Source organism: Phormidesmis priestleyi BC1401 (genome assembly GCF_001650195.1).
In the GTDB taxonomy this organism is placed as follows: Bacteria; Cyanobacteriota; Cyanobacteriia; order Leptolyngbyales; family Leptolyngbyaceae; genus Phormidesmis_A; species Phormidesmis_A priestleyi_B.
Genome location: NZ_LXYR01000008.1, coordinates 73,418 through 91,035 on the forward strand (window position 1 = coordinate 73,418; position 17,618 = coordinate 91,035).

The 17,618-nt window shown below is 48.8% G+C and carries 17 protein-coding genes; 6 read left to right on the plus strand and 11 right to left on the minus strand.

Features of this window, described 5'->3' with window-relative positions:
• Position 1 precedes the first annotated feature (1 nt).
• Positions 2-1,792: a DUF3352 domain-containing protein gene (locus A8707_RS06635; RefSeq protein WP_068816014.1), complete on the minus strand. Its 1,791-nt coding sequence runs from the start codon at positions 1,790-1,792 to the stop codon at positions 2-4.
• 374 nt (positions 1,793-2,166) lie between these two features.
• Here A8707_RS06635 and A8707_RS06640 point away from each other — a divergent pair, with 374 nt between their 5' ends.
• Entirely contained in the window at positions 2,167-2,814 is a 648-nt protein-coding gene (locus tag A8707_RS06640) for a rhomboid family intramembrane serine protease (RefSeq protein WP_068816015.1), read from the plus strand.
• Positions 2,815-2,850: 36 nt separating this feature from the next.
• Here the strand turns inward: A8707_RS06640 and A8707_RS06645 are convergent, their stop codons facing one another.
• Positions 2,851-3,729 carry an EndoU domain-containing protein gene (locus A8707_RS06645; RefSeq protein ID WP_082906257.1) on the minus strand — a complete coding sequence of 293 codons (879 nt, stop codon included), beginning with the start codon at positions 3,727-3,729 and terminating at the stop codon, positions 2,851-2,853.
• Between the two features lie 199 nt (positions 3,730-3,928).
• Here A8707_RS06645 and A8707_RS06650 point away from each other — a divergent pair, with 199 nt between their 5' ends.
• Positions 3,929-4,156, plus strand: a complete 228-nt coding sequence (locus A8707_RS06650) for a hypothetical protein (RefSeq protein ID WP_068816016.1) — start codon at positions 3,929-3,931, stop codon at positions 4,154-4,156.
• A gap of 57 nt (positions 4,157-4,213) precedes the next feature.
• Here A8707_RS06650 and ilvC read toward each other — a convergent pair whose 3' ends face one another.
• The 4 genes from ilvC to nadC form a co-directional block, all read right to left on the minus strand.
• Complete coding sequence (ilvC, locus tag A8707_RS06655; protein WP_068816017.1) at positions 4,214-5,209, minus strand: ketol-acid reductoisomerase; 996 nt, start codon at positions 5,207-5,209, stop codon at positions 4,214-4,216.
• A gap of 157 nt (positions 5,210-5,366) precedes the next feature.
• Positions 5,367-6,221 (minus strand): DUF72 domain-containing protein, encoded by an 855-nt coding sequence (locus A8707_RS06660; RefSeq protein WP_068816018.1) that lies wholly within the window; start codon positions 6,219-6,221, stop codon positions 5,367-5,369.
• A gap of 4 nt (positions 6,222-6,225) precedes the next feature.
• Positions 6,226-8,013 carry an arginine--tRNA ligase gene (gene argS / locus A8707_RS06665; protein WP_231947961.1) on the minus strand — a complete coding sequence of 596 codons (1,788 nt, stop codon included), beginning with the start codon at positions 8,011-8,013 and terminating at the stop codon, positions 6,226-6,228.
• Between the two features lie 310 nt (positions 8,014-8,323).
• Positions 8,324-9,208 (minus strand): carboxylating nicotinate-nucleotide diphosphorylase, encoded by an 885-nt coding sequence (gene nadC, locus A8707_RS06670; protein WP_068816020.1) that lies wholly within the window; start codon positions 9,206-9,208, stop codon positions 8,324-8,326.
• Between the two features lie 449 nt (positions 9,209-9,657).
• Between nadC and A8707_RS06680 the strand changes: the two genes are divergently transcribed.
• Both A8707_RS06680 and A8707_RS06685 read left to right on the plus strand, forming a co-directional pair.
• A complete protein-coding gene (locus A8707_RS06680; protein ID WP_231947962.1) occupies positions 9,658-10,485 on the plus strand; it encodes a TIGR01548 family HAD-type hydrolase in 828 nt (275 codons plus the stop codon).
• Positions 10,486-10,597: 112 nt separating this feature from the next.
• Positions 10,598-11,164: a hypothetical protein gene (locus A8707_RS06685; RefSeq protein WP_068816022.1), complete on the plus strand. Its 567-nt coding sequence runs from the start codon at positions 10,598-10,600 to the stop codon at positions 11,162-11,164.
• 66 nt (positions 11,165-11,230) lie between these two features.
• Here the strand turns inward: A8707_RS06685 and A8707_RS06690 are convergent, their stop codons facing one another.
• Together A8707_RS06690 and ruvB are read right to left on the minus strand one after the other, a co-directional pair.
• Positions 11,231-12,052, minus strand: a complete 822-nt coding sequence (locus tag A8707_RS06690; protein WP_082906258.1) for a tetratricopeptide repeat protein — start codon at positions 12,050-12,052, stop codon at positions 11,231-11,233.
• Positions 12,053-12,067: 15 nt separating this feature from the next.
• Positions 12,068-13,204 (minus strand): Holliday junction branch migration DNA helicase RuvB, encoded by a 1,137-nt coding sequence (ruvB, locus tag A8707_RS06695; RefSeq protein ID WP_074382473.1) that lies wholly within the window; start codon positions 13,202-13,204, stop codon positions 12,068-12,070.
• Between the two features lie 37 nt (positions 13,205-13,241).
• Between ruvB and A8707_RS06700 the strand changes: the two genes are divergently transcribed.
• Entirely contained in the window at positions 13,242-13,781 is a 540-nt protein-coding gene (locus A8707_RS06700) for a hypothetical protein (protein WP_068816024.1), read from the plus strand.
• Here A8707_RS06700 and A8707_RS06705 read toward each other — a convergent pair.
• The 3 genes from A8707_RS06705 to rfbC are packed head-to-tail and all read right to left on the minus strand — an operon-like array spanning position 13,761 to position 16,214.
• Positions 13,761-14,669 carry a glycosyltransferase family 2 protein gene (locus A8707_RS06705; RefSeq protein WP_068816025.1) on the minus strand — a complete coding sequence of 303 codons (909 nt, stop codon included), beginning with the start codon at positions 14,667-14,669 and terminating at the stop codon, positions 13,761-13,763. The two genes, A8707_RS06700 and A8707_RS06705, sit on opposite strands and share 21 nt — an antisense overlap.
• Positions 14,670-14,693: 24 nt before the next feature.
• Positions 14,694-15,656, minus strand: a complete 963-nt coding sequence (locus tag A8707_RS06710) for a glycosyltransferase (protein ID WP_197484655.1) — start codon at positions 15,654-15,656, stop codon at positions 14,694-14,696.
• A gap of 12 nt (positions 15,657-15,668) precedes the next feature.
• Entirely contained in the window at positions 15,669-16,214 is a 546-nt protein-coding gene (rfbC, locus tag A8707_RS06715; RefSeq protein WP_068816026.1) for a dTDP-4-dehydrorhamnose 3,5-epimerase, read from the minus strand.
• 154 nt (positions 16,215-16,368) lie between these two features.
• Here rfbC and A8707_RS06720 point away from each other — a divergent pair, with 154 nt between their 5' ends.
• Positions 16,369-16,764: a hypothetical protein gene (locus A8707_RS06720; protein WP_068816027.1), complete on the plus strand. Its 396-nt coding sequence runs from the start codon at positions 16,369-16,371 to the stop codon at positions 16,762-16,764.
• The last annotated feature ends 854 nt before the right edge of the window (positions 16,765-17,618 follow it).

A 17,618-nucleotide genomic window follows, 5' to 3' on the forward strand; every position in this document is an offset into this window, starting at 1 on the left:
GTTAAGGAGATGGCGCGGATGAAGGCAACGGTGACGGAATCGCACCCTCGATCGGCGACGCACTCGGACTGGGTAATGCTCCCGGTTTGTTGCCCTTTTGCAACGTCACAAAAATATCGTAACGAGTGGTGCGATCGCTCGTCACAGCCGACGTGACCCCGATCGAGTTTGTAGCTTCGAGCACCGTGCGATTCATCGGGGGCAATTGCAGCAGCGGAAAGAAATTATTCAAACTGAGGGCGCGATCGACATCCATAAAGAAATACCCATTGGTTTGCTCTAGCGTCGTTTTCGTGACTTTCCTAAAGGCTTCACTCTCAGAAAGTGGACTGGCAGGCTTGGGCAGAAAACTGGGAGTCGCAGGCGTACCGAGATTGAGACTGAGAAATGCCACATCTCCATCTAGCCAGCCGTGAGTCACGCTCACATCCCCAGTTGGCAACAACCAGTTGACGACAGACTGACCCTCAATTCTTGCCGCCTCAACTTTAAACGTATATTTGCTTGCCATCACGTCATCAAGCTGCTTCAGCGTTTTTTCGGCGGTGCGACGATCGTTGCTCTGCACCATAAACACCAAACTGGTCGGTGAATTGGTTGCCGATTTTTGAGCAGACGGAATTAGCGCTAACGAAAATTCTCCCTGCATCCAGTTGAGCAAATCGTCCTCTAAGTCTAAATTCACGGCTGACTTGATTCCCTGACGCAGCTTTTCTGGGTTGCTCAACAGCCCTTGTGGAAAGATATAGCGCACTAGACTTGACGAAGCCCCTTGAGTAAACTCTTGCCAAAATTGTTTGAGGTCGCTGCCCGATGCCATTCTCAATGTCTCTGCTGGAAGACGACTTGGCATCATTTTGGCGTTGTTTTTTCCCTCAAATCGCTGCTTGCTGTCGGGCGTGAGCCACCAAACGGTTTTGAACTGAATGCCATCGGGTTCTAAAGTCGCAGTGGCTGCGAGACCTTGGTTTTGCTGAAGCTGAGTCATCAACCCTTGTGATGGCACTGGACGGTTAGAATTAATTGCCGACGAACTCACCAACGCGGGAATATTCACATAGATTCTCGCCCACGATCGCTCGGTGTTAATCTGTCCCAACGCATCTCCATAACTGGGTGTGCTAGACAGCGCTTTTCCACCTTTGTAAGTGTCGATCGCCTGATCGATCGCCTTGGGAGTGGTTGCTACCAAAACTAACTGAGCATCTAGCGCCGCGATCGACGCACTTTGATCCGGGCTGCCCAACGTCTCGCGAATGTCTATACCCTTATATTTGCGCGTTGACCACTGACCTGTTTTGGTTGCCGGAGACTGATCTAAAACCGCTTTTGCCTTGACGGGATCGGCGATCGGCAACACGAGAACCATCGGTTCAGAATTAGCAGGCAGCGCAGGCTGAGACGGAGATGGAATCGTCACGCCAAACTGAGGCGACAACACCGCTAGAGTGACTTCTTTTCCGACCCACGGCTGCACGTCTCGCTGAAACTCTAGCCCTCTGCGCGTCAGAAAGCGATCGCGAAACTGTGCCAGATTTTGATCAAACGCGGCTTGGCTGCGAGGCGTGCCAAACGATCGTAGCCGCTCCCACTGATCGGGTTCAGTTGAGACTGACACGACCATCAGCGCATCTTGAGGCACCACATTTGCTCCGACGGGCATGACGCTTAAACGCCCTTGCCGAGAGATCAGCCAGTAAGTCACCACGCCGCCCCCAATCAGAAGGGCAGAGGCTCCGAGTGTCAACAGCAGAGGCAGCTTTTTCGATCGGGATGTGGATTTGACGTTCATTAAGGACAGAAAAATATTAGCAAGCCGTGATTCCTCTAGAAAGTATGCACGTTCTTTGCAGATCCTGCTAGAGGTGACACCAATTCAAAAAATGTTTGCGACAGATAGGGCATCGCCGTCAAGCTAAAGCCAGTGATAGAAGCAACGGTTTCGAGAGTCAAATCGGCAATGAGTCTACCCAAAAATCAATATTTCATCTGTCCCTCTCCGTTCTCAATTTAGTATGACCCCTTCACGAAGATAGGGGTCTAACGAGTTAAGTAAGTTAAGGGAAACCATAGAAAGCTGACACGCCAAAGGGTAGCCCAACTTCTCTGTAGGAGTAGGATGATGATCAGAATAGTTTAATCTGATCCTAGTCTTTCGCCTTTTTCATGGGAACTGATACTAGCCACGCCTTTGTCAGTAATTGGCTCTATCAACTGAGATTCTTGGGTTATCTGGTGATAATCGCGTGGGGAGTCGCGATCGTGAATTTTGGGCTGTTGGGGAAAACGTTGAATCGGTTTGGTCTGGTTCCTCGAACTCTGATCGGGTTGCCCGGAATTTTGCTGTCTCCGTTTCTCCACACCGACTGGCAGCACCTTGAAGGCAACACCGTTTTCTACTTAATTTTTGGCGGGTTAGTATTTCTGCGAGAACCCAGCGATTTTGGGGCAATCACGGCAGCGATCGCGGTCGTTTCGGGTTCTGCCCTTTGGCTGATTGGCAGACCCGTGAGATATGTGGGCGCAAGTGGCGTTTTGTTTGGCTATATAGGGTTTTTGCTTTCGTTTGCTTATTTCGATCGCAATCTCTCTTCTGTGCTGGTGCTGATATTGACGGTCATGCTGGTATTCTTTACTCAGCGATTTGGGCACACGCTCTGGTTGATTGTTCCCATCCGCAAGCAGATGGCTTGGGACGGGCACCTGGTGGGATTATTAACGGGTATTTTGGTGGCGCGTGATCTGCCAACGTTTAGAGGCTGGTTTGACCAGGTGATAGATGGCTTAACTCGATTTGGGCAATCGCTGACGTAGGAGATCAATCTCGTTATGAATGCGGGTTAGGGTTAACTACTCGCAGGATGCTTCGTTGGGTTTTGGGGTTGCGTCGGGGTAAAAAGTGACGATCGCTCGATTAGTTTTTACAAACACAGCTTTAAAGGGCGGCGCTGAAGAGTCGCGCACGGTGTAAAGACAGGCTCGATTTGCATTTGAGGTGTTTCTAAATGATTTGAAAGCGCGAGTGGCATCGATTAAGATTTCTTGGGCATTGCTGACATAGGAATAGCCTTTTTTAGAGTCTTTGGTCACGACGCGATTGCCCTGCCGAACTTCGACACCCAACGTATAGATCTCTCCGTCAATCACTTCTTCTGCTTTAGAGTTGTTGGGCAGTCGTCCGGCGATCCCCTGATTTTGCAACTGTAAATATCGACCTACAAAGTGCAGTCCGCCAATTTGATTTGAGCCGCGAATTTGCCCACAAAAAATATGTTCAAATGCACCACGGTCTGACCAAATCGTGATTAAATCATCTCGAAACTGATTTTCACTTCGCCGTCCTAAAAAGAGTTCTCCACCCACCGCTTGTTTAATTTGCTGCACGACTTGAGGAGACTCTGCCAGCAATCTTCTAATACCAATTGTGCCAACTTTGCTGCCAAACGTTCCGCAAGTATTGAGTACTTTTTGATCGAACGCATTAAGCTGAGGTGGAACGGGAGTGATGTCAACCTTTCGATTTCTAGGAACACTGACTGTAACCGGATTGTTATCTTGATCAAAGAAGGGAAGCAACCCTGATTTTGCAGGTTTAATAGAACGTTTTTTTGGAGACTGAACCGTTTGCGATCGCAGAGACTTAGCCGTGACTGACTGAATAATGGGCAATGATATGCCTATCAGCAAAAGCGCTACTCCACAAACACTGCTCGTAACTAACCTGCTCATAGAACCCCTCAATAATAAACTCTACTCAGCAGATAACTCTGTCAGTAGACTATAAAAAGCTCTTCTTTTGTTCCATTAAAGGGAACGATCGCGTTCAAGTTCAGACAAACTGGGTCAAGGTTTGATGAGGATTTGCTTTAAATCCTGATCTGCATCCGGCATCGAGAAACAAACTCTATCTTCTGCGAAATAAACTGTCATGTTTAAGAAAATCCCGTTTGGATTTTTACTGCTTCTCGGTTTGGTCTATGTTGGATTTGGTGATCAATTCTTGCCACCCTCGATCGGGCAATACAGCGTCCAAGCCCGTCGTTCGCTAGATGGCATGATGATCGGTATGTTTCCTGAGTGGCGACCGAAAACGAATCCTTATAGTCGCACCGAAGATGCGCTTCAAAAAACAGAGCAAGGCGGAAAATCTAAGTAATGAAAAGAGACGAGTTCTGAGTCGGTGAGAACTTCAAAACTCGTCTCTTATAGATTCTTAGACTTTTTTTAGCCAGCTAAACATTGCTCGAAGATCTTTACCGACCTCCTCGATCGGATGTTCTGCTTCGCGGCGGCGCATCGCGGTAAAGCCGGGTTTTCCAGCCTGATTTTCTAGCACAAACTCACGGGCAAACTGTCCAGTTTGAATCTCGCGGAGAATCTTTCGCATCTCGGCGCGAGTGGCATCAGTGACGATGCGAGGACCGCGCGTCAAGTCACCATATTCTGCGGTGTTAGAAATGCTGTCGCGCATTTTTGCCAAGCCACCTTCGACAATTAAATCGACGATTAGCTTGACTTCGTGCAGACACTCAAAATAAGCCAACTCTGGCTGATAGCCTGCTTCTGTCAAGGTTTCAAACCCAGCTTTGATCAATTCACTCAAGCCACCGCACAGCACAACCTGTTCACCAAACAAGTCGGTTTCGGTTTCTTCGCGGAAGGTGGTTTCGAGAACCCCAGCACGAGTGCCGCCGATGCCTCTTGCGTATGCCATTGCCCGATCGCGTGCCTGACCTGACGCATCTTGATAGACCGCAAACAGTGCCGGAACGCCTTGACCTTCCTCATAGGTTCGCCGAACAAGATGTCCGGGTCCTTTAGGAGCCACCATCACGACATCGACATTGCTAGGAGGCACTACTTGAGCAAAGTGAATGTTAAATCCGTGAGCGAATGCTAAGACATCGCCTTCTTTGAGATTGGGTTCAATTTCGTGGGTGAAAACGGTTTTTTGCACCTCGTCGGGGAGCAAAATCATGATGAAATCTGCGGCTTTGGTCGCATCGGCGACGGTGTGCACCGTTAACCCAGCATCTTTGGCTTTGATTGCAGACTTGCTGCCCGGATATAGCCCCACGATCACGTTCATGCCGCTGTCTTTAAGGTTGAGGGCGTGAGCGTGTCCTTGAGAGCCGTAGCCAATGATGGCGATCGTCTTTCCAGCCAGCAAATCTAAGTTGGCATCTGCGTCATAATACATACGCGCCATGATGGAGTCTCCTTGCAGCAAGTCTTAATGGGGTGTTCTCAGAACTCTTAATAGTACCAGAAGTGCGGTCTGGCTTAATCGATGAGTGAATATTTGAAAACATTGTCTGCGTTAGGGTCGTGATCCTGAAGACGAAAAACCGACTCGCACAAACTCTTCAGAACAAATTTAATTGCGTCGGAGTTGGCTCAACTAAGTTCCACGGCAAAGGTGGAACCAAAGTATTTTGCTGTTCAAGAAGATGCTGAAAATGTCGGGCAGTTTTGGGCGATCGCTCTTCGATCGGACAATGTACAAAAAAATAAACACGGGTTCCTTGTTGAAGCCAGCGATCGACGAGTCCAACCCATTCTTCCAGATAAACTTGATTCATTTCTAGATCGGGGTGACTGATGAAGCGAATCAGACTAAAAGGAGCGGTGACGATCGGCTGAAGGGGAACGTTTGGTTTTCGTCGCTCAGAGTTAATTTGGGGATCATCGGAGGCATTATAAATCGGGCGAGTATCGAGCAAAACCCGTCCGATTTTGAGATCTTTCAACAGTGCGTTAAGTCGGCTACTGTAAGGATCTTTAAACCAATCAATATGCCGGACTTCAACGGCTAGAGGGGCTTTACTCTCGGCCCAACCCTTGAGAAAAGTCGTTAAGTCATTGAGATTCGCAGGACTGTAGCTCGGAGGTAGCTGCAGGAAAAGTGGACCTAAACGATCGCCCAATCCCTGCATCTGCTCCAAAAAGTTTAAAGCACCGGACAGTGAAGGCTCCAATAATCCGTTGTGAGTTAGCGACTTGGGCAACTTCAAACAGAATTCAAACCCAGGAGGCGTTTCTTCTGCCCATCGTGAAACGGTTTTTGAGTCGGGAATCGAGTAGAACGTCGTGTTTCCTTCCACACTGGTGAATCGACGACTGTAGAGGTTGAGAAAATCGCTCGACCGACTCTTAGCCGGAAACAAGTCGCCCACCCAATTTTTATAAGCCCAAATCGCACAGCCAATGCGAAAGTTCATAGAGTTACATTCGCTCCAGCACTTGAATTCCTAACAGCGACAGCCCTAATTTCAACGTCCGAGCCGTCAAATCACACAGCATTAAGCGAGACGTTCTAGCAGGCTCTTCAGCTTGAAGAACGGGACAGCGATCGTAGAACTGATTAAACTTTTGACTCAGTTCAAATAGATATTGACACAATCGATTGGGCAACAGATCTTGACTCACGGCATCTAACGTATCTTCTAGCTGCAATAGATGTTTTGCTAACGTTAATTCTGCGTCTTCTCTTAACAGAATGGTTGCCTCAGATCCTAAGTTTTGAAAGTCAATGTTTCCTTTCCGGCTAATTCCCTGAACCCGCACATAAGCGTAAAGCATATAGGGTGCTGTATTGCCCTGAAGTGCCAGCATTTTGTCGTAACTAAAAATATAGTTACTCGTGCGATTTTGGCTCAAGTCGGCATATTTCACCGCACTAATTCCCACAATTTGAGACGCATGTGTGATGAACTCTTCAGTTTCGTGCCGCTCTTCTTCTTTGAGTCGAGATTCTAAATCTGCACGGGCACGATCGACCGCTTCATCTAGCAAATCGCGCAGCCGGATGGTGTCGCCCGATCGAGTCTTCAGCTTTTTGCCATCTTCGCCCTGCACCAACCCAAACTGAACGTGCTCGATCGTGATGTCTTCGGGAATCCACTCAGCTCGACGCGCCACCTGAAACACCTGGGCAAAGTGATTTGCTTGCCCTGCATCTGTCACATAAATCAATCGCTTCGCGTGATCCTCTCGAATCCGATAGCGAATCGCCGCTAAGTCAGTCGTCGCGTAGTTATATCCTCCGTCAGACTTTTGAATAATCAGCGGCAAGGGTTGCCCTTCTCGATTTTGAAAGCCATCTAAGAAGACACATTTCGCACCGTGATCTTCGACGAGCAAACCTGCTTTTTCCAAATCTTCAACAACCGAACCCAAAAGCGAATTGTAAAAAGATTCACCGCGTTCTGTAATACAAATATCCAGCAGATTATAGATAACCTGAAACTCTTTTCGAGACTGCTCACACAGCAAATTCCAAGCTCGAAGCGTCTCTTTTGACCCCGACTGAAGCTGCACCACTTCTTGACGAGACTGCTCTTGAAATTGCGGATCTTCGTCAAATCGCTGCTTGGCTTTTTTATAAAATGCCACCAAATCTCCCAAATCTAAAGCATCCGCAGTGGTCAATGCTTCTGGGCAAACTTCGCGGAGATAAGTAATCAGCATCCCAAACTGAGTGCCCCAATCTCCCACATGATTTAGTCGCAGAACGTCGTGCCCCTGAAACTCAAGAATTCGAGCAATGCAGTCGCCAATGATCGTCGATCGTAGATGCCCAACGTGCATTTCTTTGGCAATATTCGGACTTGAGAAATCCACGATCGTCCGCTTCGGTTTCTTAACGGCTTCCACACCTAAACGATCGTCTACCTGAAACGCGGACAATCTCGCCTCTAAATACTCCGGCTTTAGCGTGAAGTTAATAAACCCTGCACCCGCGATCGCCGGAGGCAAACAAAACTCAGACACATCAAGCTGCTGAATTAATTCCTCAGCGATCGCTCTTGGCGCTTTTCCTAATCGTTTTGCCAATGCCATTGGCGCATTCGATTGATAATCGCCAAACTTTGGATTGCTCGTCGGCCCCAACATGGGGTCGGTTCCCGTGAACGCTTCTCCAAACACAGCAACCAAGGCTTGCTCAAGACAACTCTTTAATTGTTCGACGACTCCTTTAGGAACCTGCAAAGCATCTATGGCATCCATCATCTCAAAACCTGCAAACAGAGTAGCTGATCGAGTTTCACTACTTATACAAGATAGCGACTTGACTCTCTATCATTCAGCAAGAGCGATCGCTTGGGCAAGAAAACTAATAAAATTTGACTGAAAAATTCTTGGCGGTGCTGAATCGATCGATGAAGCACAGATTTTACCCTCACCCTAGCCCTCTCCCAAAAGGAGAGGGGACAGGAGTTCTGGTTCCCTTACTCCCTGGGGAGAAGAGAGTCTTGTTCCCTCTCCTTGGGGAGAGGGCTAGGGTGAGGGTGAGAAGGTGCACCTTAACCAATCCACGTTTCTAAGCCTTGACAAATCTCATGCTCAAATCTAGCCAGGGCGATCGCGTCACGGGGGCACTACTCGAAATGAAGTCCACCCCGGTTTCTGCGATCGCTCGAATCGTCTCGATCGTCACATTCCCCGAAGCCTCGATCTTCGTGCGGTCGCTACTTTGCCGAATTTTCTGCACAGCATTTCGCATCAAATCGAGCGGCATATTATCGAGCATGATGATATCTGCTTTGTGCTGCAGTGCTTCTTCGACCTGCTCCAAACTCTCTGTCTCAACCTCGATCGACAGGGGATAGGGAATGTGAGCACGAACTTGGGCGATCGCCACTCCAATTCCGCCCGCCGCCACGATGTGATTGTCTTTAATCATCACAGCATCATCCAATCCCATCCGATGATTCACCGCTCCTCCAACTTGAGACGCATATTTTTCTAGCAGCCGCAGCCCCGGCGTTGTCTTGCGAGTATCGACCAGTCGAGCCGGAAGATCCTCGATTTTCTCTGCATATTTTCGAGTCATTGTCGCGATTCCAGATAAGCGCATCGCCAAATTTAGGGCAACCCGTTCTCCGGTCAGCAGCGCATCAAACGACCCTTGCATTTCAGCGATCGTCTCTCCTTTTTGACAAGCTCTTCCTTCTAGAGCCAACGCTTTGAAAGTCACAAACTGATCTAATAAGTAGAAGACTCTGGCAGCGATCGGCAATCCAGCAACCACGCCATCTTCTTTAGCCACCCATTTGGCAACCCCGATGGCATGACCTTGCGGAGTGCCAGCAAGCAAGAGGCTTTGAGTAGTGCGATCGCCGCGACCAATATCTTCTAAAAGCCAATCTTGAAGGGAGCGATCGAGCACTAAGAACGGAGGCAGTACGGGGGTTGAGTAGTTCATCAAACTATCTGAGAGGTTGATCGCTAGACTTAATATTGGGTCTAGCCTATCGTCTCTTAAAGGATGTTTGAACAGTAATCTTCAATGTTACAGGTTTAGATCTCGCTAAATCTCCATTAATTATTAACCCGGCAACGATTGATGGGTCGTTGCAGAACTTTTTCGCCCCCTAAATCCCCCAATCCTGGCAGGGCTGATTAGTTGTCGCCAGATAAAATCTACAAGCTTGAGTCTTCGTTCAGCATCAGAATGATGCCTTAACGCAAGATAAAGGGTACAGATTTTCTTTCTCGACCTTGATTAGCTCTGCCAATCCTGGGGGATTTAGGGGCAGAAGCCGACTGAACCGACGTGGCAAAGACTGAAGTGCAATCTCAACGATTGCCGAGTTAATAAGAGGATCTAGCCCCAGAGTGTCAACGAATTTTAGATTGATTTGGAGAGGCATTTTGAATCAAGAACTGGATGCAGGATTGAAGAGGTCAGCGGCGATCGTGGTGTTTGACATTGATGGCGTGGTGAGAGATGTCAGCGGCTCTTATCGTCGTGCCCTCGCTGACACCGTGGAACAGTTTACTCAAAACGCCTACCGTCCGACCTCTCAAGAGATCGATCTTCTCAAGTCAGAAGGAACGTGGAATAACGACTGGGAAGCATCTCAGGAGCTAGTGTATCGATATTTTGAGACCCAGAGGTCTTTACGAAGTTCGATCGACCTCAACTATTCAGAATTAGTCGCATTTTTTCAGTCTAAATATCGTGGCACCGATTCCGACCATTGGACGGGCTATATCTGCGATGAGCCTCTGCTTTTAGAATCTGCGTATCTAGATTCGCTGACTCGATCGGGCATTCGCTGGGGCTTTTTTAGCGGGGCGACGAGAGCCTCTGCAAATTATGTGCTAGAGAAGCGATTGGGATTGCAGTCGCCTGTTTTAATCGCGATGGAGGACGCTCCGGGTAAGCCTGACCCTGCCGGACTGTTTGAGAGCGTGCAGCAGCTTGAAAATCAGCCGGACTTAAGAAATCCTGTGCTGTATGTCGGGGATACTGTTGCGGATATGTATACAGTCGATCGAGCGCGAACCATGCAGCCTGATCGAGTCTGGATCGCGATCGGAGTGCTCCCTCCCCACGTTCAGCAAACCTCTGAGCAAATCCGCTCCTACACAGCCTTATTGATTCAATCAGGAGCAGCCACTGTGTTGAACAACGTGCAGGAACTCACGCCTGAGAAAGTTTTTGAGCTAGTGCAGCTTCAATCTACCCGTATTTAACCGTGATGACAGGCAACGAACCTAATCCCTCCGAGGCTCGATCACAACTCAATGCGGGTGCGCTATGCTCAAAATAAGCCACCAAATTCGCTTTGTATAAAGGGTATCAGCTATGAAGTTGCCACTACTGCTGCTAGGGTTCAGCTACCTCATCAGCTTTACTTCTCCTGCTTTCGCCGTGACACCCGCCTCAGTCAATGCCAATGACACCGTTGCTTGGTCGAAAGTGGTTGAGAATCCATTTGATGGCAAAATTATCTACGATCGAAACTATAAAGCCGATTTTGTTTTTGTGAGCAGTTGGTCAAAGAACGGTATTGGTGTCACCTACACTCAAGTGAAAACAACCGTTATCGACTATGGCTATCGTCGTCGAGGATTTGGGCTTGGGTTTGGACGATTTGGACGGTTTGGAGGGTTTGGAGAATTCTCTAACGACGCGCCAGTCTATCAACGCTTTGCCACCGAGAATGTGCCTGACTCAATTAGCCTAGCGATCGACGGCAAGGTTTATACCTATCAGAATGGACCCGTGTCTCCTGAACTTGCCGCAGCTCTTGCCAGCGCACCACCAGAAAACGTCAAGATTCGGTTGATCTGGCAGGACGGGAGAACGAAGGACACAGAGGTTGGCAAAGATACGGTGAGAGCTTGGAGAACAGTGTTCAGTCCATCCTAATGATGTGGCACTGGAGTCCTAACAAGTCTCCCCAGGAAAAGTGCGTGCCCCCCTCTAGAAGTTGGCTTACTGAAGGGTTAAGAATTTCTCTAGGGCGGCGGCGATTTGGGGAGGCCAGCGACGAGTCGTTTTGACCCAGTTGATGTCTTTATAGCGGCGATCGAGTCCGACTGCTGACACCCACTGGCTCTCAGCTTCACCCTGTTTGCCCTGCACCCACAAAGCCGCCGTCAGCGCTGCCCGCATATCGGCAAATTTAGGATACTTGCGAACTAAGTTTCTCATTGTGCGAACTGCTTCCTCGGTTTGCCCAATCTGATATTGAGCGAGGGCATAGTTGGCACGAGCAAACGCATATTGAGGCGCGAGGTCAGAGGCTTTTTGAAAGTCAGCGATCGCGACCTCCCAGTTGCCTAACCCAGCTTGGGCATTGCCGCGATTATTGTAGGCAGCGGGGTCTTGAGGGTCGAGTTCTAAAACGTGGTTATAGTCGGCGATCGCTGCGTTCCATTGACCCAAGCCTTCTAGCGCTGCACCTCGGTTGAGGTAAGGATCAGGGGCACTGGGGGCGAGTTCCATTGCTTTGTTAAAATCAGCGATCGCGCTATCTAATTTGTTTTGGCTGACTCTGGCATTGCCTCGATTGCTCCAAGCGGCGGCATTGTCAGGGAACCGATCGATGATTTGAGTCCAATAGCCTTCTGCGGTGGCAAAATCGCCTTTATTGGTCGCTTCAAACGCTTGCTCTTTGAGAGTTCCTAGTTGCTCAAACAAATCTAGAGCCGAGGGTTGGGGCAAAACTTCATCAGCCGCCCAAGCGAACGGCATTCCTAACCCGATCGCCACAACCAGCAAAAACGCCAAACAAAACTTCAGCAAGCAACGCATTCGAGCACTCCAGATTCACGACATGAGAGAAAGTTGACTGTCAGGGGGTTGATAGCCCAAATGTTTCCACGCTGCCGCCGTCGCGATCCGTCCGCGAGGGGTACGGCTGAGATAGCCAATCTGCATCAGATAGGGTTCATAGACTTCTTCGATCGTCTGTGAGTCTTCTCCTGTAGAGGCGGCGAGCGTTTCAAGTCCTACCGGTCCGCCGTTGTGCCGCTCGATCATAAAGCTGAGAAGGCGGCGATCGGTCCAATCCAATCCACACGGATCAACATCAAACAATTCCAGCGCTTCTGCCGCGATCTCTTGAGTCACCTCTCCAGAAGCTTTAACCTGAACGTAGTCTCTGACGCGTCTCAACAGGCGATTCGCGATTCGGGGAGTGCCACGAGACCGCCGCGCAATTTCACAGGCACCTTCGGCGGTAATAGGCGTGTTTAACAGCGCTGCCGTTCTTAATACGATAGAAGTTAATTCGTTGAGTTCATAAAAGCGGAGTTTTTGAATCAATCCAAAGCGATCGCGCAACGGCGAAGTCAACGCGCCGACGCGAGTGGTGGCACCCACTAAAGTGAAGGGAGCCAGCTTGAGCGATTGGGTTCGGGCACTGCGCCCTTTGCCGCCAATGATATCGACTCGAAAATCTTCCATTGCCGGGTAGAGCAGTTCTTCTGTAATTCTAGGCAAACGATGGATTTCGTCAATAAACAGCACATCGCCCGGTTGCAGCGTCACCAACAAGCCCATAATGTCGCGGGGACGCTCTAGAGAAGGGGCACTGGTAATTTTGCAATTGACCCCCATCTCGGATGCCAAAATCAGCGACATCGTGGTTTTGCCTAAGCCCGGAGGACCATAAAGCAGCAGGTGATCCAACGGTTCACCTCGAACTTTTGCGGCTTGAATGGCAATATCTAAAACATCTTTTAGGTCTTTTTGCCCGACATAATCGCTCAACTTCTGAGGTCGCAGCCGTTCTTCGGGTTTGCCGTTTTCTTCAGGCTCTGACTCTGGACGCACCAACTCCGTCCCAGCTTGCCTGCGATGTTGACGGGATTCAGCGACGCTCATTGGTAAGGGAAGGTTCCCCAACTCGGAGTTGGAGCGTTCTGGCTCAGATGGCTGTTTCTTGGAAGAGATAATCGCCATAATTGAGTACAATCATACCCGTAGACTTTAGAAAAAGATGACGATCGCAGAGACTTTTCCGATTCCTGAGGCGATTTCTTTTGAGGAAGCCATTGCGCTGACTCAATCTTTTTTGGCTGAGATGCAGCAGGGGAGCCTGTCCGACTCAAAAATTGAAGGGACGATCGCCGCGTTAGCTGCTAGTGAAAATGGAGCGCGAGGGTTTTTCGTCACTTATCTCACCGATGAGCGATCGTTCGCTGATCAGCCGTCTGATCCGATAGTGCAAGGGTTGCGATCGTCGCCCGAACTCGTGTCTGAACTGTTGGTCAAGAATTTAGCCATGTCTACCGCGATGATTCTTGCCCATACACGCAATCAAAATTTAGAGATGGCGCAAGGATCGGAGCGAGTGCAGCGACGTACAGTGCAGTTAATTCAGCTTGTGAAGTTGGCGATCGTGCAAACAAAGCTACAAACATTATCGGAGACGATCACGATGAATGCAGGGCACTATCAGCGCTTTTTAGAACGATGGGGCTACGATATTGAGCAGCGAGATGCCATTCAGCAGATTCTAAAAAGAGTCATCACCTGATATCTTCGATCGCTGCAGTGGGTAGTGTTTGAAGTCTAAAATTAAGCGCAGGATTTCTAAGTTTGCGCTTTTGAATGAGCAAAGAAAACTGCAAACAAATTTCATCACCAAGTAAATGCGTAATGTGACTTGTTCCCAAATAGGACGATGTTTTTGGTAGTAATAAAGCTGGCTGCGACGATAGTCTAAACGCAGCTTATCTGGCGTTTTGCTGACTGAATAGCCGCCGAGGTGAATCAGGGCAACTGAGGGAGCATACACAACTTTCCAGCCTTTAGTCTGAGCGCGTCGGCATAAGTCTGATTCCTCAAAGTACATAAAGAACGTTTCATCAAACCCCGCCAGCGCTTCAAACAAGCCTTTGCGAATAAACAGGGCGGCTCCAACGACGATATCAACGTCCTGCATCTTGGCGAATTCCTGACTTATCTGATGGCGACTTCGATCGTCAAGCTGTTGTTTTAGAGCTTGACACTCGCCCCAAATGCTGATTTCTGGAGCGGTCGATCGCTGCAACCCTCCATCTGGGTTGAGAAGCTGCGGTCCGATGATGCCGATCGTCGGATCTTGTCTCATCAGATCCACCAAGTAGGGCAAAATATCAAACGTCAAAAGGGTGTCAGTGTTGAGCAGCAGCAAAAATTCTCCGTTTGCAAGACTGGCTCCTCGATTATTGCCCGACCCAAAGCCACAATTTTGACTCTGCCGCACAAGCTGCACAGCCGGAAACAGCGTCTCGATCAGATCAGCGCTGCCGTCGGTTGAGGCGTTGTCTACCACGATGACTTCATGAGCGATCGTCTGAAGCGTATTTTGCAGCGAATCGAGGCAATCGATCACAACCTGACTTCCGTTGTAATTGACCAAAATAATGGAAACGGTAGCCATGTGCTCACTCCTCTCAGCCTTGATTTATCTCCAAAACCCATCCAGCTTGCCTCGAAATCCATGATAGGTTCCAAGAATACAGGCAGCCATCTTTTGGGGTTTAGATTTAGGGTCGAATAATCCGATCATAATTATCGTGACGATCGCGTATTTAATCCGCCTTAAACCGCAACTGATTCGGTTCAGTCCTTGAGAATAGGTCAATTCTAAATAAGTATGATTCCGGCAGATATAGTAATGCCGCAATGGAGAATAAATCTGGAAGATTTTCTTTTTTCCGACGAGTTGGATCGCGATCGGGTCACCAAAACGATGCTGCATAGTCGCGAGGGGAGCAATCAAGTTATGAAAGCCCGCCCGTCTCAGCCGCAGCCCATAGTCTAAATCAACGCCATCAATAAATAATTTTGGATCAGGGGGTGTCACTTTCGCCCTACTCGTCAGCCAAAGTAGAGATCCTGACGTGATCGGAGCATCGCACTCAAAGGGTTCCGTGAAGCTAGGCGCTTTGTAACCTTGAAAATGATCGCCTAGAAATACACCTGGTTCTACCGTTTCACCCGTGCGGGCATCGATCGCCTGAGGTCCTAAAATACCGATCGGGTAATCTGCTGTCGCGACTTGATCATAGGTCTTCAGCAGCAACTCTAAACAGTCGGGTGCGGGTTGACTATCTTGGTCAAACATCCAGAGAAAGGCAAAACCCTGAGACCCAAACCGTTCCACCGCTAGGCTAATTCCAGCCGCAATGCCAATATTCTCAGGGTGATGGAGAACCTGAATCGCGAGATTTTGAACATAGTCAGGGTCTAAAACTAGCGGCTGTCGAGAGTTATCGACCACTAAAACTTGCTCGATCGAATAAGACTGACACTGCAAAGCGTTGAGGCAAGCATTGAGAGCCTCAGCATCTTCATAAGCGGTGATGTAGGCTGCAATGCGATAAGCATCCTGTCTGATGTCCCCCATCCGAGAAATTCGAGTCATGGTTCATAGACGTTAAGGAAAGAGATCTGCCGCTTTAAAAGGCGAACCAGACTGATCTTTCTGTGAAAGAATCGGCAAGCTGGATAGTGACCAGTCGATCGCTAAATCAGGATCATTCCAAAGAATACAGCGTTCATGCTGCGGTGCATAATAATCCGTCGTTTTGTAGGCAACCTCAGCGATCTCTGACAGCACGACAAATCCGTGAGCAAATCCCGGCGGCACCCAAAGCTGGCGTTTGTTTTCGGCACTTAGTTCATAAGCAACCCATTGACCAAAGGAGGGCGAACTTTTACGAATATCAACCGCTACGTCGAGGATCATTCCTAGCAATGCTCGCACCAACTTGCCTTGAGGCTGCTGAATCTGATAGTGCAGCCCTCGCAAAACAGATTTGGTGGAGCGAGAGTGATTATCTTGGACAAACGGAGTGGCTACTCCAGTTTTGTCTTGGAAGGTTTTAGCATTGAAGCTCTCAAAGAAAAAGCCCCGATCGTCACCAAAGACGCGTGGCTCAATCAAAACAACATCAGGAATTTCAGTACAAGCAACTTTCATAAATCAATGGTTCGGACAATTTTTTCCAGGAAAGCTATCCATCGAATAGGGTGCAAATACAAACAAGCACTGGACAAATAACTATGGAAGCCATTGTACAGAGCCTACTGACGAAAGTGGGCGTTTTCGCAAACTGCAAGTGACCTTTTTCGTGATGTTGTTTTCGACAATGCTGATTGTGTGTGGCAACGTCAACTTCACGACCCTGAGCCGGTATCGTGAGGTGAATGAGAAACCGTATCGACGACGCTTTGAGAAAGCGTTTGAGTTTCTGCCCTTCAACGTCGAACTGGTGAACCTGGCGATCGCCCCCAGCAGTCGATTGCTGTGCGTCATGGACGCTTCATTTTTGCCCAAGAGTGGGAAAGCCACAGCAGGACTTGACCGCTCGTGGAATGGTTGTGCCAGTCGGGTGGACAGAGGCTTAGAGGTGTCGGTGATTAGAGTGGTGGCGGTTGAAACCGCTACAGCACATGCCCTATCCGCTCAACAAACCCTGACTCATTCCGAGTTACCCACTGAGATCACTCGAATGAATCAGTCTCTCTAAGCTGACCCTCATTATTTAACTTGATAGCCTGCCCACTATGGGAAATGTGTTTCCGATGCTAGCTTGGGCAAAATAAATGTCGGTCAGCTTATCACCTCAAACAGGGGCGGCAGATGCGGATGCCCCAGGTCTAGCACTTGGCAGATAGTGCCTATGGCAAGGAAAAGGAAGGCTTTATCACAGGTGTGATGCAGTTGAAGTCAAGTCCAGGACGTTGCCAAGTTCGACTTTTCTCCCCATGCGTCTCTGGTGACTCTTCCCTTTGTGCTCTCAGTGAGAAGTGTCAAACGCCGTGCCCTCACCATTCATCTGCTCGACCGCTTCAGACTTGGAGCCGACTGCGATTAAATCTCACCTCAATTATCAAACCTTTCTGTCCTACGGCTCGATCGCTGCATAAAATCGTCTAGAGCATTGTAGATTAAGTGTAAAAGTAGCAGACTATCTTCTGAGAAAAATGACGTTACAAGAAAGTGCCAGTTGTTGTAATGTTCTACATTAAGCTTCTAGGCTGACCTAAGCCCCGTACTTTTTGATGAGGTTTAATTCTGTTCACAAATTCTATAGGAGCTATAAATTCATGTTCGTTGAAATTCACCCGGCACTTCTTCGGAAAATCGCAACTGATTCCGAACGCATCCCTTCGCTGTACTACTCTGACCATGCCCTGGTTTGCCAGTTCTTTTGGATGCGGCTGAAGTTGCTTTATGCGTTGATTTCAAAGAGCGTGAACTCTCAAGCCACTTGTCTCGACTTTGGGGGTGGAGGGGGTGTATTTTTTCCAACGTTAGCCAGATATTTTCAGCGAGTAGTTTTTATCAATAGTCCGGACAGTTTTGAATCGCCAACGGCAG

Bases quoted from the DNA above. Each gene is read 5' to 3' on its own strand.
- A8707_RS06635 (WP_068816014.1), bottom strand. From the start codon at position 1,792: ATGAACGTCAAATCCACATCCCGATCGAAAAAGCTGCCTCTGCTGTTG.
- A8707_RS06640 (WP_068816015.1), top strand. From the start codon at position 2,167: ATGGGAACTGATACTAGCCACGCCTTTGTCAGTAATTGGCTCTATCAA.
- A8707_RS06645 (WP_082906257.1), bottom strand. From the start codon at position 3,729: ATGAGCAGGTTAGTTACGAGCAGTGTTTGTGGAGTAGCGCTTTTGCTG.
- A8707_RS06650 (WP_068816016.1), top strand. From the start codon at position 3,929: ATGTTTAAGAAAATCCCGTTTGGATTTTTACTGCTTCTCGGTTTGGTC.
- ilvC (WP_068816017.1), bottom strand. From the start codon at position 5,209: ATGGCGCGTATGTATTATGACGCAGATGCCAACTTAGATTTGCTGGCT.
- A8707_RS06660 (WP_068816018.1), bottom strand. From the start codon at position 6,221: ATGAACTTTCGCATTGGCTGTGCGATTTGGGCTTATAAAAATTGGGTG.
- argS (WP_231947961.1), bottom strand. From the start codon at position 8,013: ATGATGGATGCCATAGATGCTTTGCAGGTTCCTAAAGGAGTCGTCGAA.
- nadC (WP_068816020.1), bottom strand. From the start codon at position 9,208: ATGAACTACTCAACCCCCGTACTGCCTCCGTTCTTAGTGCTCGATCGC.
- A8707_RS06685 (WP_068816022.1), top strand. From the start codon at position 10,598: ATGAAGTTGCCACTACTGCTGCTAGGGTTCAGCTACCTCATCAGCTTT.
- A8707_RS06690 (WP_082906258.1), bottom strand. From the start codon at position 12,052: ATGCGTTGCTTGCTGAAGTTTTGTTTGGCGTTTTTGCTGGTTGTGGCG.
- ruvB (WP_074382473.1), bottom strand. From the start codon at position 13,204: ATGGCGATTATCTCTTCCAAGAAACAGCCATCTGAGCCAGAACGCTCC.
- A8707_RS06700 (WP_068816024.1), top strand. From the start codon at position 13,242: ATGACGATCGCAGAGACTTTTCCGATTCCTGAGGCGATTTCTTTTGAG.
- A8707_RS06705 (WP_068816025.1), bottom strand. From the start codon at position 14,669: ATGGCTACCGTTTCCATTATTTTGGTCAATTACAACGGAAGTCAGGTT.
- A8707_RS06710 (WP_197484655.1), bottom strand. From the start codon at position 15,656: ATGACTCGAATTTCTCGGATGGGGGACATCAGACAGGATGCTTATCGC.
- rfbC (WP_068816026.1), bottom strand. From the start codon at position 16,214: ATGAAAGTTGCTTGTACTGAAATTCCTGATGTTGTTTTGATTGAGCCA.
- A8707_RS06720 (WP_068816027.1), top strand. From the start codon at position 16,369: ATGTTGTTTTCGACAATGCTGATTGTGTGTGGCAACGTCAACTTCACG.